This is a genomic window from Seonamhaeicola marinus (genome assembly GCF_008085455.1).
Genome location: NZ_VSDQ01000718.1, coordinates 421,003 through 436,573 on the forward strand (window position 1 = coordinate 421,003; position 15,571 = coordinate 436,573).

8 protein-coding genes are annotated in these 15,571 nt (G+C 33.7%); all 8 read left to right on the forward strand.

Features of this window, described 5'->3' with window-relative positions:
• Nucleotides 1-30: 30 nt before the first annotated feature.
• The 8 genes from FUA24_RS19405 to FUA24_RS19440 all read left to right on the forward strand — a co-directional run bounded on the left by FUA24_RS19405 (nucleotide 31) and on the right by FUA24_RS19440 (nucleotide 15,545).
• The gene (locus tag FUA24_RS19405) at nucleotides 31-1,431 is read left to right on the forward strand and encodes a sulfatase (protein ID WP_148544710.1); all 1,401 of its coding nucleotides are present in this window, start codon (nucleotides 31-33) and stop codon (nucleotides 1,429-1,431) included.
• A 2-nt stretch (nucleotides 1,432-1,433) separates the two neighbouring features.
• Nucleotides 1,434-4,253: a hypothetical protein gene (locus tag FUA24_RS19410; protein WP_148544711.1), complete on the forward strand. Its 2,820-nt coding sequence runs from the start codon at nucleotides 1,434-1,436 to the stop codon at nucleotides 4,251-4,253.
• Between the two features lie 92 nt (nucleotides 4,254-4,345).
• A complete protein-coding gene (locus FUA24_RS19415) occupies nucleotides 4,346-5,728 on the forward strand; it encodes a sulfatase (protein WP_246147108.1) in 1,383 nt (460 codons plus the stop codon).
• Nucleotides 5,729-5,739: 11 nt separating this feature from the next.
• On the forward strand, nucleotides 5,740-7,179 hold the full coding sequence (locus FUA24_RS19420) for an arylsulfatase (RefSeq protein WP_148544712.1): 1,440 nt from the start codon (nucleotides 5,740-5,742) through the stop codon (nucleotides 7,177-7,179).
• A gap of 6 nt (nucleotides 7,180-7,185) precedes the next feature.
• A complete protein-coding gene (locus FUA24_RS19425) occupies nucleotides 7,186-8,694 on the forward strand; it encodes a sulfatase family protein (protein WP_148544713.1) in 1,509 nt (502 codons plus the stop codon).
• 2 nt (nucleotides 8,695-8,696) lie between these two features.
• Nucleotides 8,697-11,120 carry a glycoside hydrolase family 2 TIM barrel-domain containing protein gene (locus FUA24_RS19430; protein WP_148544714.1) on the forward strand — a complete coding sequence of 808 codons (2,424 nt, stop codon included), beginning with the start codon at nucleotides 8,697-8,699 and terminating at the stop codon, nucleotides 11,118-11,120.
• Between the two features lie 14 nt (nucleotides 11,121-11,134).
• Complete coding sequence (locus tag FUA24_RS19435; protein WP_148544715.1) at nucleotides 11,135-13,489, forward strand: glycoside hydrolase family 2 TIM barrel-domain containing protein; 2,355 nt, start codon at nucleotides 11,135-11,137, stop codon at nucleotides 13,487-13,489.
• Between the two features lie 148 nt (nucleotides 13,490-13,637).
• Nucleotides 13,638-15,545 (forward strand): right-handed parallel beta-helix repeat-containing protein, encoded by a 1,908-nt coding sequence (locus FUA24_RS19440; protein WP_246147109.1) that lies wholly within the window; start codon nucleotides 13,638-13,640, stop codon nucleotides 15,543-15,545.
• Nucleotides 15,546-15,571 lie beyond the last annotated feature (26 nt).

The window sequence follows — 15,571 nt, forward strand, 5'->3', positions numbered from 1 at the left end:
GAGAATTTTGGAATTAAATACAAGTAATACATGAAAAGACATATCATACTTTACGGTTTGTTCCTATTTACAGTTTTAGGAAGAACCCAAGAGAAACCTAACGTACTTTTAATTATGGTAGATGACATGAATGATTGGGTGGGAGCTTTTGGTGGTAATCCTCAAGCCCAAACCCCAAACATTGATGCATTAGCTCAAAAAAGCACAATTTTTGACAAGGCATATTGCTCTGCGCCTTTATGTAATCCTTCAAGAACTAGTATGTTAACAGGTTACAACCCTTCTACAACAGGTGTATATGGGAATAATGAAAAATTTAGAGATATAAATGGCTTTGAGCATATTTTAACCTTACCTCAGTATTTCGAGAAAAATGGCTATACCACAATAGCAGCTGGAAAAATATTTCATAATGCAAGGGGAGGAGGAAAAGAACCAAAGGAAGGCAGTGACCCGGGCTCATTTCAAACGGAAAGAATCGGAGGTGCCGGTACAAAATACCCAGAAAAGGAAGATCGGTATCTTCATAATTTAAACTTAAAGAAAAGAGGCATTAAAGGGTCGTTTACAAGATCTTTTGATTGGTTTGGAACGGCCACTAAAGATCAAGATAATAACGATTGGAAATCTGCAGAATACATTGGAGAGTTTATTAATAAAAAGCATAATAAACCTTTTTTCGCTGCCTGCGGCATATTTAGACCTCATTTACCCTGGTACGCACCTAAGGCATATTTTGATTTATATGATTTAAAGGAAATACAAATTCCAGAAACACTTAAAAATGATTTAAAAGATGTGGGCAAAATGGGAAATAACATGTCCAAGACCACGGTTCATAAAGCCATTATTGAGGAGAATAAATGGAAAGAAGCAGTGCGTGCTTATCTTGCTAATTTGTCGTTTGCAGATGCCTGTATTGGGCATTTGCTAGAAAAACTAAACAATAGTCCGTACGCTAATAACACCATTATTGTTTTAATGGGAGATCATGGCTGGCATTTAGGAGAAAAAGAGCATTGGGGTAAAAACGTACTTTGGGAACGTTCTGCTAAAACACCTTTACTCATTTACAATCCAAAAGATACTAAAGGAAAAGTAAGCTCTAAGGTGGTATCTCTTTTAGATGTTTATCCAACTTTGGTAGAATTAAGTGGTTTACCTAAAAATAAAGCTAATGAAGGTAAAAGTTTAGTGCCTATTCTAAAAAATAAGGCATCTAAATGGAATGATCTGGCATTAACCTCAAAATCTAAAGGAACACATTCATTACGAAATAAAACCTATAGATACACTGTGTATGAAGACGGATTTGAGGAATTATACAATCATGGTAAAGATCCAAATGAATGGGAGAATATTGCCAATGATCCATCATCTAAGGAAGTGTTAATCATGTTTAGAAAAAAATTAAATACTATTTTGAATTGAGTATGAATAAGCTAAATTACATCACGGTTCTATCTTTTCTATTAATTTTTAATAGTACTGTTTGGGGAATACAAGATCCAAATCCTATAAAAAGCATTAATACTGGGTATACTATCCTTAAAGTGAGGATAGCCGATAAAGAAAAGACCTCAGCATATTTAGTTGGCTCTAGTTACGAGGGCACCATTGTAGCTTATAGCTATAAAGGAGAGTTACTTTGGGAAAACAAGTTATCTGGTTATATGAATCATGATGTTTGGTGTGGCGATATAGATAACGATGGAAAAGATGAGATTGTCACGGCAAATGCAGACGGGACTATTTATTGTCTAAACTTTAAAGGGGAATTACTGTGGAAGTTTAAAGAAAATGCAGCACCAATGTATGCTGTGAGCATCATTAAACATAGTAATGAATGTTACGTTGTTGCTGGTGGATTTGACAAAAACATTTACTACTTATCCAAAGACGGGAAACTTATAAAAAGAATACACTCCAATAGCTTTTCAATAGAAAAACCACGAAGTAAGTACAGAAAAGACATTCCCAAGCCTAATGAATGTACAGCCAATTTTATTAGAACAATTAAAATGAAAGATGGTTCACAGAACTTGGTGGTATTAGGTACAAATAATCATATGAATGTCCCAGGTACGCTGTATTTTTTTAAACCTCTAGAAGATAAGCCTTTTAAAACCGTAAAGATTCAGGCAAGTTCCGATATTAAAAAGAAAATAAGAATAAGGCCTTTAGGTGATTTTAAAACTGCCGATATTGATAATGACGGAAATGAAGATATAATTTTAGGATCATCCTCTCATGTAAATGATATTTTAGTTACCACTTATAATCTAAAAACAGATCGCTTTGATTTTAATAGAATAACCAAAGTTAAATTTGGTTATGATATAGCCCATAATGCAACCTTAAAAACAGAAAAAGGAATTAAATACTTAACTAGAGTAGGAAGTCAAATTCATATATATAATCCTAAAAAAGTTAATGATACTGAGCGTATTGTTAGCAAGTATGCTTACAATGACATGGTAAAAGATACCAAAAGAGATATGCTAATTTTAGGTAGTGCACAAAGTGGAGGAAGCTGTATACACATCATTAACCTTCAAAACTCTAATTGGAAACCGGCATTTAAAGCACTTCGTCCTAAGGGAAAAATTCAAGAAATTATAGAAAACACTAAAATAACCAGATATAACCTTAAGAAGTATAAGAAACCAACATATCAAAATAATTCTCAACCCGTGTTTTTTATGACTGAAAAAGTACCAGAAAGTCAGTTAAGCTTAAAGCATAAAATCGATAAAACATATGGCAATCCTATATTTTTAAATTCACTTCACATGAAAAATGTTGAAGATTTTGATAGATCGGTTTTATCAAATGACAAATACAGAAAAACTAGAGATAGAAGAAAGAAATACACCTTAAGTCAAAAAGAGGCTGTAAATCAAATAACAAATCAATATGAAGGAGAACCAGGAGTGGCTTATTGGGCAGGACATGGGAATGATCCTTTTATGTTTAATATAAATACAACAAAAAAGATACTAGATAAAGCTAACGGAAAAAAGACCGTTTTAATTTATCCAGAAGTTGAAGATCATAATAAAGAAAACCTTGATTTTCTAGTTGGTGAATTACTTTATCCTTTAGCAGAATATGCACAAAATAGAAACGCCAATATCTTTTTGAGATCGAAAAATATATTTTGGTTAGGTTCAAACTATTTAAGTTCATGGTCAGAATTAATGTCTGGTAAGTACGCTGATGTTTTTGTACCATCAATGGAAGAGACAACAGATAAATCCATGGAACTTAGTCTGGCAGGACGTATGGGAATGTGGACAAGTGGAGCGGTTAATGGCTGGGGTACAAGAGCAGTACCAGATAACGTTTCTTTTGATAGATCTCGCCAATTAGGATATCAAAGACTACCTAACCACTTTTTAAGAATGCTAATCTTTCATACGGCAAATGGAGCACAGTACATTAATAATTTTGCTGTAGATCAAGAGTATTTAAGTATCTATTGGGAACTCATAGCTAAAGGCGCATTATATGTGCCAAAACGAAATGAGATTTTGAGTATTTCGCCAGTACACATCAGTATGAAAAAACCAGACCATCATTTTTTAAACGATGGCGCAAATGTAAAGTGGACTACGTTTTATGATGAAGCGTTTGAAAGTAAACACAAATATGTATTTAGTAGGCTAAACGGTACATGGCCTGGAGCTCCAATTACGGATTGGGATTTTTCTAAATATGCAGCAGGGGTTAATGAACGCAGATTAAACTTTTTAGCACCATATGAATACGGAATGGTACTCATAACACCACCTCAAAGTGGTGTTTATGCCGAAAAGAATGCTCCAAGAGGTAAACTAACAGAGCATTTACACCCCTTGTATAAGAGCATTATGAAAGAGTATATTACAGATGGTCATAACTATTACTCAAATGATGGTAGTACAACCTATAAAGCAGACATATACTATAAGACCATACAAGATGATTTAAAGGAAAGTAGTAAAAAGTTACCAATAACAGTTTCTGGAGATGTGGCTTGGGTAGTAGCTCAAATAGGACCTAAGCAATTGCGACTTACTTTAGTTGAAAATGGATATATAAATCCAAAAAAAGCCACTGCTAAGGTGAGGTTTAATTCAATTAATCCATTGAGTATTAAAGATATATTGAATGGAGAACAATTTATGATAAAAAACGATGATACTTTAGAAATAGAAATACCCTTGGGAGGTTTTAGATTTATTGATATTGAACTAAAAAGTTCATTATAAATCTTTTTTACGCATAGGGACACTTTCTAAACGTATAGACACAATTCAGATTCATATAAATGATAATTTTACTTAAAATCTAATCAACTTTTATGCAACTTAAACACATATTTATAACAGCAACGCTCATGTTAGGTTTGTTTGCTTGTAAAACTAAACCAGAAAAAGAATCTACAGACGTTTCAAAATCAGAAACACCAAACAAGCCAAATATCGTTATGTTATTTGTAGACGATTATGGTTGGGCAGACATTGGCTATAGAAATGATGTATTCTCTACTCCAAATTTAGACCAACTAAAAAAAGATGGTTTAGATTTTAATAGAGCCTATATTCCAACACCAACATGCAGCCCAAGTAGATTATCGCTACTCACTGGAAAAGAAGCGGTAAGGCTTGAAATGTCTAGACATATACCCACGGAAAAAGATTTTATAAATGCAGATTACAATGTTTGGCCTACAGACCCAGTAAAAAGACCATCAAGGAATTATTTGCCCCTCAATGAGGTAACCTATGCCGAGAAACTAAAGGAATATGGATATTACAACCATTTTATAGGAAAATGGCATTTGGGAAATGGTGAATATTATCCGCATAATCAGGGATTTGATAGTGTTTTTGGTGCCACGGATTTCGGACATCCAAAGAGTTATTACTTTCCATTTTTTAAAGATGGCGGAGACCCAAAGCGTTATTTTGAAAAGAATAAGAAAGGAGATTATCTAACAGATGTTCTTACAGATAATGCAGTAGATTTTATTTCTACCTATAACAAAGCACAACCATTTATGTTGTCTTTTTGGTATTATTCAGTCCATGGACCTTCGGTGGGAAGAAAGGATCTATTGAAAAAGTATCAGGAAGCAGGATTAAAAGGAAAATATGCGCATCACGCTGCTATGGTTGAAGCAATGGACGAGTCTGTTGGTAGAATTCGTAAAGCTTTAAACGATAAAGGTATTTCGGATAACACTGTGTTCATTGTATTATCCGATCAAGGAGGAGCTTACACTAACGCCCCTTTATCGGGCGGTAAAAAAGGCGGTAATACTTTAGGTGAAGGAGGAGCGAGGGTGCCCTTTATGGTGTATTACCCTGGAGTTACTAAAGCAAATACAGTTACAGATACACCAGTACAATCCATTGATGTATTTCCAACATTGGTTGAAATTGCATCTGGTAACACCTATAATAACAAGGATATACAAGGTATTAGTTTAATGCCACTTCTTAAAGGTGGACAAATTGCGCCAAGGAACTTGTATTTCTTTAGAAGTTATGAAGATCAGTACGCTGCCGTAATTTCTGGAGACTGGAAACTTATTAAGTATCATTCAGGGAAACTTCAGTTGTTTAACATAACTAATGATATAAGCGAAAAAAATAATCTCATCGGAACCAACTTAGAGATAGAAACTAGACTAAAAACAGAATTAGCTGCTTGGGAAAAGGAAGCTGTTCCTGAATATTAAAAAAATCACATATGAAAGTTCTAAAACGTTTCACAATAGCGCTAATAGCTATTTGTGCAGTATACACATGCAAAAATACGACAAGTAATAAAGCAGAATTAAAGGAAACAGAACCTACAATTACAAGTAAAAAACCGAATATCATTTTTCTACTTGCAGATGATATGGGGTATGGAGAGTTAGGTAGTTACGGACAAGAAATACTAAAAACACCCTTTTTAGATGAGCTAGCATCAAAAGGTATGCGTTTTACAGATTTCTACGCAGGAACTGCTGTATGTTCTCCCTCAAGAGCGGTATTAATGACTGGGTTACATACAGGTCATGTAAGTATTAGAGGTAATAAAGGTGAATATGAAAATAGATACGATAGAGTACCTTTAAGAAAAACAGAAATAATTATTCCAGAAGTTCTTAAAAAGGCTGGATATCAAACCGCAATGATTGGTAAATGGCACTTGGGACTTCCACAAGATCAATCTACATGGGCAAAAGGAAGAGGCTTTGATTATGCTGTACAAGAGCAATGGGGAAAAGATATCAAAGGAAATGAAATTGATGAACGTATTCATTGGGTAAATAACAATCAAGATTCCATCCTATACGAATACAATAAATACAAATGCTTAGATGAATTCAGAACAAATTTTGCTCTAGAATTCCTTGAAAAGAAAGACAATGATAAACCCTTCTTTCTTTACATGTCGTACAGAACACCTCATGCAAACGAGTATAATGTGCGAAAAAACGATTTATACAAAGACTATGGTTTTCCAGAGTATGACAGGGAGTATGCTTCTCGCGTAACCATGTTAGATGAACAAATAAAACGCCTTTTAGATACACTTGAAAAACGCGGAGAATTAGATAACACTTTAGTTGTTTTTAGTAGTGATAATGGACCTTGGACAGGATCTCATAGATATAAAAAACACTTAAAACACAGTCATGAATTCTTTAAATCTTCCGCAGGTTTAAAAGGGTACAAAAGAGATTTATATGAAGGTGGTATTCGCGAACCTATGATTGTATATTGGAAAGGTAAAGTAAAACCAGGACAAGTATCGCATCATATATCAGGGTTTCAGGATGTAATGCCAACATTTGCCGAGGTGGCAGGAGTAAAAGCACCTGATAACATAGATGGTATTTCCTTTTTGCCCACAATTTTAGGAAAAAACACCCAAAAAGAGCATAAGCACATGTATTGGGAAATTCAAGAAGGAAAGTCCATTAAAGCATTTAAACAGGCAGCTAGAAAAGGAAAATGGAAAGCAGTACGTATTGGAGATTCTTATAAGACCGAATTATACAACTTAGAAGAAGATGTATATGAAACTAAAGACATTTCGGAGCAACATCCAGATATTGTTAAAGAAATGAACAGCATTCTTAAAACGGAAAGTGTAGTTATAGAACATTACCCATATTCTGGAGGCATTTTTAAATAAAGAGTTATGAAAAACACAAGACGCTCGTTTGCTTTATGCTCAATACTTTGTCTCTTTGTTTTAAGTTGTACATCTCAAGATAAAAGGACTTCAGAAAAGCCAAACATTATCTGGATAATGGCAGAAGATATGAGTTTAGATTTAGCTTGTTATGGCATGCCAAATGTAAAAACACCATATCTAGATAAAATGGCAAAAGAAGGGGTTAGATTTGACAATACTTTTGTTACCAACCCTATTTGTTCTCCAAGTAGATCTGCAATGATGATTGGTACGCACCAACTTAAAACGAATACGCATAATCACAGAAGTAATAGAAATGTGCCATTAGACCAGCAGTTTACACCTTTTACTCAAAAGTTAAGAGAAGTTGGCTATACAACCATTCTTGGACATCATGGGGTAATGCAAAAAGGACGCAAAATAGATGTGAATTTTAAACATGAGCCTTTGGGAGATTGGGACGGTAAAACAACGTTTGGGTTATTTGATAAGTATGACAATTTTACAAAAGAAGATCAGCCGTTTTTTGCACAAATTCAATTAAAAGCTACACATAGGGGTGATTGGTGGGATGAGGTTAGAGCGCAATCTAATCACCCAGTGGATCCTAACAAAGTAGAGTTACCAGAATATTATGCAGATCATCCGGCCATTAGATTAGATTGGGCTAAATATTTAGATCAAGTAGAGTTTATGGATAATGAGGTAGGTATGATCTTTAAGGAGTTAAAGGAAAAAGGAATGGCAGATAACACTATTGTCATTTTTATAGGCGATAACGGACGTTGTAATATTAAAGGTAAAGGCTATTTACACGACCCAGGGTTAAGAATTCCACATATCATACATTATCCGAAGCAATTTAAAGGAGGAGACGTTAGAAAAGATGTGGTAAGCGCTACAGATATAACAGCTACAATACTTGATTTTGCTGGGGTTATTACTCCAGAGTATATGACGGGAAAACCACTATTTTCAAATAAGTTTAAAAGAGATTATGTCTATGCCACCAGAGATTTGTGGGATGAAATCGAAGAGAAATCTAGAGCTATAACTTCCAATGAATGGAAGTACATAAGAAATGATAAACCACAAATTCCTTTCGATGCGCATCAAGGCTATCTAGAATTCTATCGTCCCGCAGTACATGTTATGAGAACATTGAACAAAGAAGGACAATTAAATGAAAACCAAAAATTCTTTTTTGAAAAAACTAAACCCTTAGAAGAGCTATACCATTTAAAAAGTGACCCACAGGAACTAAATAATCTTGCGGCTAACCCAAAGTATACTTCAGTTTTAGAAAGACTTAGGGCTAAAACCAAAACCTATGATGAGCAGTTAAAACCCGTGAGCGACACATACCAACCAAAGTCAGTACAAACTACAGTGGACCTTGTGCAATGGATAAAAGAGGATTATCCCGAAGTAAGAAAAGAAATGGAAAGCGGAGTTGAGGTTGGTTTTAAAAAATGGACTGCAAAATTTAAAAAATACCTTAAGAAACAATAGATATGAAAAAAGGACTCATCATTATTCTATTTCTATTTTCATTAAACAAAACATTCTCTCAGTATTTTAATAATTCGCCAGTTAGAATAAAAGAAAACTTTAATAAAGAATGGAAGTTCAACTTAGCGGATAGTATAATTTTTAGTGCTGCTGAATTTGATGATTCCGATTGGAGGGAATTAGAAGTGCCACACGATTGGAGTGTAGAACATAAATTTGATAAAACTAACTCCGGAAGAAACGCTTGGTTGCCTGGTGGTATTGGGTGGTATAGAAAACATTTTACTATTCCAGAAACCTATAAAAATAAACACATTGAGATTCAATTTGATGGTGTTTATAGACATGCGCAGGTATATGTGAATGGAGAACATGTTGGAAACCAATATGACGGTTATACAAGTTTTTATTTTGATATTTCGCCTTATCTAAAATACGGTAAAACTAATGTTATTGCTGTTAAAGTAGATAATTCTATTCAACCTAATTGCAGGTGGTATTCAGGTTCCGGAATTTACAGAAACACTTGGTTAACTATTTCAGATAATTTACATGTAAATAATTGGGGAACATATATAACCACACCTGAAGTTTCACAAGAAAAAGCATTGGTAAACATAGAAACTACTGTTGAGAATTTTAGAGGAAAAGTAAAATTTGAACTAACAACAACTTTATACAATTCCAAAGGAAACAGAGTAGGTTTTGCAACTTCGAAAATAAACGCAAAATTAATGAGACAATACACGGTGTCTCAAAATATTTTTATTGAAAATCCAGAGTTATGGAGTGATAAATCGCCTAAATTGTATACAGCTCTAACTAAGATTAAAGTAGATGGAGAGGTGATTGATGATTATCAGTCTACATTCGGAATTAGAGCCATAGAGTTTGATGCAAAAAAGGGCTTCTTTTTAAATGGAAAAAACATGAAAATAAATGGAGTTTGTTTACATCATGAAGCAGGAGTTCTAGGAGCGGCAGTACCTATAGAAGTTTGGGAGTATAGATTAAAAACCTTAAAAGAATTTGGATGTAATGCTATTAGAACTGCACATAATCCAGCTTCTCCTGAGTTTATGGATTTGTGTGACCAAATGGGGTTTTTAGTAATGGATGAATTTGTAGATAAATGGTATGATAATGTGCCTTATGCCAATAGTAATTTAAAAAACAACTTCTTTAATCCAAGTGGCTTTGGAGACCCAAAATTCTATTTAGAATGGCAAAAAAACTATAAGCAGACAATTCTAAGAGATAGAAATCATCCAAGTATAATAATATGGAGTGTTGGAAATGAAAACCATAGCCCTGGTAATGTAAGACAAAATGCAGGATTGAAAACATATGCAAGTTTTGTAAGAACACTAGATCCAACACGTCCTGTTATTTCAGGTTTAGAACGGTACAAAGATGAAAACCCATCAAAAAAAGTAAACAAGATTTTAGAAACAACTAGTTACATGGATATTATTGCCATGAATTACGGAGAACAATGGGTAAATGAAATCGGAAGCAGGAATCCAGATAAGCCATACTTAAGTACAGAAAGTTATATTTATTTTAATAGCTCACCAACAAAACGATTTGCTAATATTGAACGATTGCCTTGGTTTGATGTTTTAGATAACAATTTTAATATGGGCCTATTTCTTTGGTCTGGAATAGACTACTTAGGCGAATCTAAAAAGTTTCCCAAATTAGGGACAGATTGTGGTTTGGTAGATTTTGCAGGATTTAGAAAAGAACGTTCTTACCTATACCAAGCCCTATGGACAGATAAACCAGTAGTGAGAATTGCAGTTTATGAAGGTGATGCAGACGATTTTTCTACTTCAGGAAAATGGGGTTGGCCCCCAATGCATGAATCATGGAATTTAGAAAAAGGTAAAGCTTATGATTTAGTTACATATACTAATTGTGAATCTGTTAATCTGTACTTAAATGGAAAGAAAATTGGTAATAAGAAGCTTTCGGATTTTTCGAATTGGATAATGAAATGGAAAGAAATAGATTATGAACCGGGACTATTAAAAGCTGTTGGAATTATTAACGGAAAAGAAGTCTGTGAGTTTGAACTAAAGACATCTGGCAAACCAAGGAAAATTCATTTAAAAGCTAATAAAACTAATGTGATTAAAAATGAAGTTGCTTTAGTTGAGGTTAATGTCTTAGACAATAAAGGGAATTTGGTTAAACACTTAGAATCAGATTTAAGCTTTCAAATTAAAGGTAATGGAAAAATTATTGGACTGTCTAATGGTAACGTTTATAACACTTCTAGTTTTATGGACAAGACTTCAAAAAAAACAAATAAAGGGAAATGTTTAGTGTATTTAAAAGTAGGTAATAAAACAGAGGATTTACATCTAACTGTTAGCTCAAATACATTGAAAACACAGGTTTTAACATTAAAGGTAAATTAAGAAAAATATATAGCATGATAGTAGTTTTAAATGAGAGGTTTAAGAATGTTCTAGGTTTAATAGTAATATGCCTAATTTGCTTTCAATCATGTAAAGAAGAAACATTACAAACTCTAAAAATAAACGCAGATTGGAAATTCAAGAAGATTGAAACCTCAATAGATTCTGAGGCTAATTGGCATTTAACAACATTTAATGATTCTGGTTGGGAAGCAGTAAGCCTGCCACATACCGCAAACATAGAACCTCAAACAGTTAATAATCAATGGCAAGGCATCTGTTGGTATCGTAAAACGTTTCATATTCCTAAAGGAAATATAGACAAAAAGATGTTTTTGGAGTTAGAAGCTGCCATGAATTATTCCAAAATATGGATTAATGGAGAAGAGGTGTCAAAACACCATGGTGGTTATTTACCTGTAGTTGTAGATGTTACAAAATATGTGACATCGGGGGATGAAAATGTTATTGCTATTCGCTTAGATAATACAGATAATAAAATAACAGGACCAAAACCATTAAAACGTTTGGACTTTAACATGTACGGTGGCTTGTATAGAAATGCCTGGTTTACTGTTAAAGAAAAAGTGTATATATCCCATCCTGTGTTGGCCAACAAAGTAGCAGGTGGTGGTATTTTTATCACTTATCCAAAGGTGTCTAAAGACGAATCTATAGTAAAAGTTAAAACACATCTAACCAACGATTTTAAAGAGGAAAAGGCAATTGAGTTAGTTCAGAAAATATATAAAAATGGCACTTTAGTGGAAGAACATTCCTCCTCAAATATTACAATACATGGTGAAAAAGATATAGAACTAACAGAAGAGTTTTCAATTCAAAATGCCAGTTTATGGTCTCCAAGAGATCCTAATCTATATACGTTAAAAACACAATTAGTACTGAATGGAGAGGTAATTGATGAAGATACTACCCGTTTTGGAATAAGAGAATTTACATTTCAGGATAATGAATTATACATAAACGGAGAAAAGACGTTTTTAAGAGGTGTTAACCGCCATCAAGAGTACCCTTTTATAGGTTATGCACTTTCCGATAATGCGCAATATAGAGATGCAAAGAAAATTAAAGACGCTGGTTTTAATTACATCCGTTTATCACATTATCCGCAATCACCTGCTTTTATGGATGCCTGTGACGAATTAGGGTTAGTGGTTATTGATGCCATTATGGGGTGGCAGTTTTATAATGATACTGACTCATTTAGAGATTATTGCTATCGTTCTGCAACAGAATTAATTAGAAGAGATAGAAACAGACCATCCGTTTTGGCTTGGGAAGTGTCTTTAAACGAAACCCAAATGCCCATTTTCTTTATGGAAGAATTAGATAGAATTGTGCATGCCGAATACCCTGGAGACAATGTGTACTCATGCGGTTGGAAAGACGATGTGTATAATATTTACTTGCAAGCGCGCCAACATAGAATTCTTCATCCACATGAATTAAAAGATAAACCGTATTCAGTTTCAGAATACGGAGATTGGGAGTACCATTCTAAAAATGCGGGATTAAACCAAGATAAATTACCTAATGATTTAAGAGCAGAATTAAGCAGTAGACAAGCCAGAGCTTATGGTGAAGAACGTTTGCTCAATCAGGCATACAATGTACAAGAAGCTCATAATGATAACTTAAATACTGTAGCCTATTCAGATAGCTATTGGGTAATGTATGATTATAATAGGGGTTATCACGATGATATTGAATATTCAGGATTAATGGATCTTTTCCGTTTACCAAAATTTGCATATTATTTTTATAAGAGTCAACAAGATGTAAGTAAGGGGTATATGTTAAAGCTCGCCACCTATTGGAATGAGAAGTCTCCAAAAGACATTAGAGTGTTTTCTAATGCAGATGAGGTAAAACTGTATTTAAACAATACTTTGGTAGCCTCTCAAAAACCAGATTCGGGTAAAAACACAGATAAAATTAAGCATCCGCCTTTTACCTTTAAAATTAAAGAATTTAAACCTGGCACTTTAAAAGCTGTTGGTTTTGTTGATGGAAAGAAGGTTGCAGAAGATATCGTCATAACTCCTAAAAAAGCTACAGCCATAAAACTTTGGTTAGACGAAAGTGGTAAAGCACCAGAAACCAATCAAAACGATGTCTTATTCTTATATGCAGCTGCAGTAGATGAAAATGGAACTATAATTCCAGACTATTCGGAAACAGTAAATTTTGATATTTCTGGAGATGTAAGTATCCTAAATCCAGATGAAATTAAAGCAGAAGCAGGAATTGCAACGGCACTCATAAAAGTTGGCGATTCAGAAGGCACTATAAATATCAAAACTACCTCTGGAAAATTGTCTGGATTCTTAAAATTTGAAGTTCAATAACCACAAGACTAGCAATGTATACATTTGAAACGCCTTGATATTATTGCTATTCAAATGATTTACTATTAAATACATTTTTTGTACTTGGGCGTACACCCTTTGGTGGTCTAATCTTGAAATTTACAATAAATAAAGACTGACTAAACAAATGACTTTTAGTAAAATTTACAACATATTTAAAGTAAGTATAGTATTTGGAGTTTTATGTTCCGTTATGAGTTGTACAAATAAAACAACTGAGGAATCTACTCCAGAATCAATTTTATTTTCTCAAACTATAAAAGAAGATGCTACACCAGCTGTAGTCTCTAGAATTCTTAAAGCTAAAGACCATCCAATTTCAGAAATTAAGTTTGAAAAGGGGACATATCATTTTTATCCAGATAAAGGAAAGGAATCTTATGAATACATTTCTAACCATTGTGACTTAATGGTTAAAACACCATTTCCTATTGAAGATTTAAAAAATATTACTATTGATGGTCAAGGATCTACCTTCATATTTCATGGTGTTATGATTCCGTTTTTAATAGAAAGAAGTACGAACATTACGGTTAAGAATATTACGATAGATTGGAGCGAACCTTTTCATAGCGAAGGCCTTATTGTTGCTAATGACGAAAAGGAAAAAACATTTGATATGAAAATATCAAAAGAGTACCCTTATGAAATTAGGAATGGCCAACTTCATTTTGTAAAAGCGTATTATGAACATGGCGTTGGACAAACTATTTTATATGATCCAGAAAGAAGCGCTATTGCTTATAATACTGATGCTTATACCTCTATTTCAACCAGAAGAAAAGCTTCAGTTAGAAACAACGTAGATGCTATATCCTATAAATATATTAATGATAAAAGAGCGCCAGAATACAAATATTTAGGTAATGAAGGTAAATTAACTGTAGAGCAATTAAAACCAGGGGTAGTTAGAGTTCATGGGCATAACAAAAAGATGCCCCCAATTGGAACCATATTAACTATGAAAGGAGACCAAGGATTTAATAGAATTGCACCGGCTTTTAGAGTAACACATACCAACGGATTTAATGGCACAAATGTAAACATTCACCATGCTGGTGGCATGGGAATCATAGCCGAAAACTCTTCAGATTTAATTTTAGATAACTTCAATATTACACCATCCAATGGACGCATGGTATCTACAACCGCAGACGCCACTCATTTTGTGGGGTGCAGAGGAAAAGTGGTTTTAAAAAACAGTACGTTTAACAATCAGTTAGATGATGCTACCAATGTTCATGGCACTTACCAAAAGATAGTGGATATACTTGATGATAATAAACTTGGTATAAGAATGATGCACCACCAACAACAAGGATTTGAAATTGGGAGTAAAAACGACAAAATAGGTTTAGTAAGGCTAGAAGATTCCTTCTTTCCATACGCCGAGGTTTCCATAAAAAACATTGAATACTTAAATAGTAGATACCAGATAATAACCTTCAATGAAAGCTTACCAAAAACCTTAAAAGTTGGAGACCTTTTAGAAAACCTTGATGCTTATCCGGATTTATTGGTTAAAAACTGCAAAATTGGAAGTAATAGAGCACGCGGACTTCTAATATCCAATCCCGTAAAGACCGTAATAGAAGATAATGTTTTCAATACGGAAATGGAAGCCATTTTAATTCCTGTGGAAAGTGGCCATTGGTTTGAATCGGGCAATGCAGCAAATGTGACTATTAGAAATAATGTTTTTCAAGATTGCCAGCATGGAGGAAAAAATAGAGGCGTTATTCGTTTTGCAACCGATGATGATAATGAGTTTATAGCATTTAAGAATGTTGATATAGTTAACAATACCTTTAATCAGTTTGATAATTTAATTCTTCAAATTACAAATACAGATGGTTTAAGCTTTACTGGAAATACCATAACCAACTCAGGTACTTTCCCAATGTTGCATGCAAAGAATCCCGCAATAAAAGTTAGAAGCTCCAAGAATTTAAAATTCACTAATAATACTTATAAAGGAAAGGCAAAATCTATTCTAGAAACCTCTGGGAAAATGCCAAAAATAGAATTTAACTAAAACTAAATAATATGAATAAAAAACAG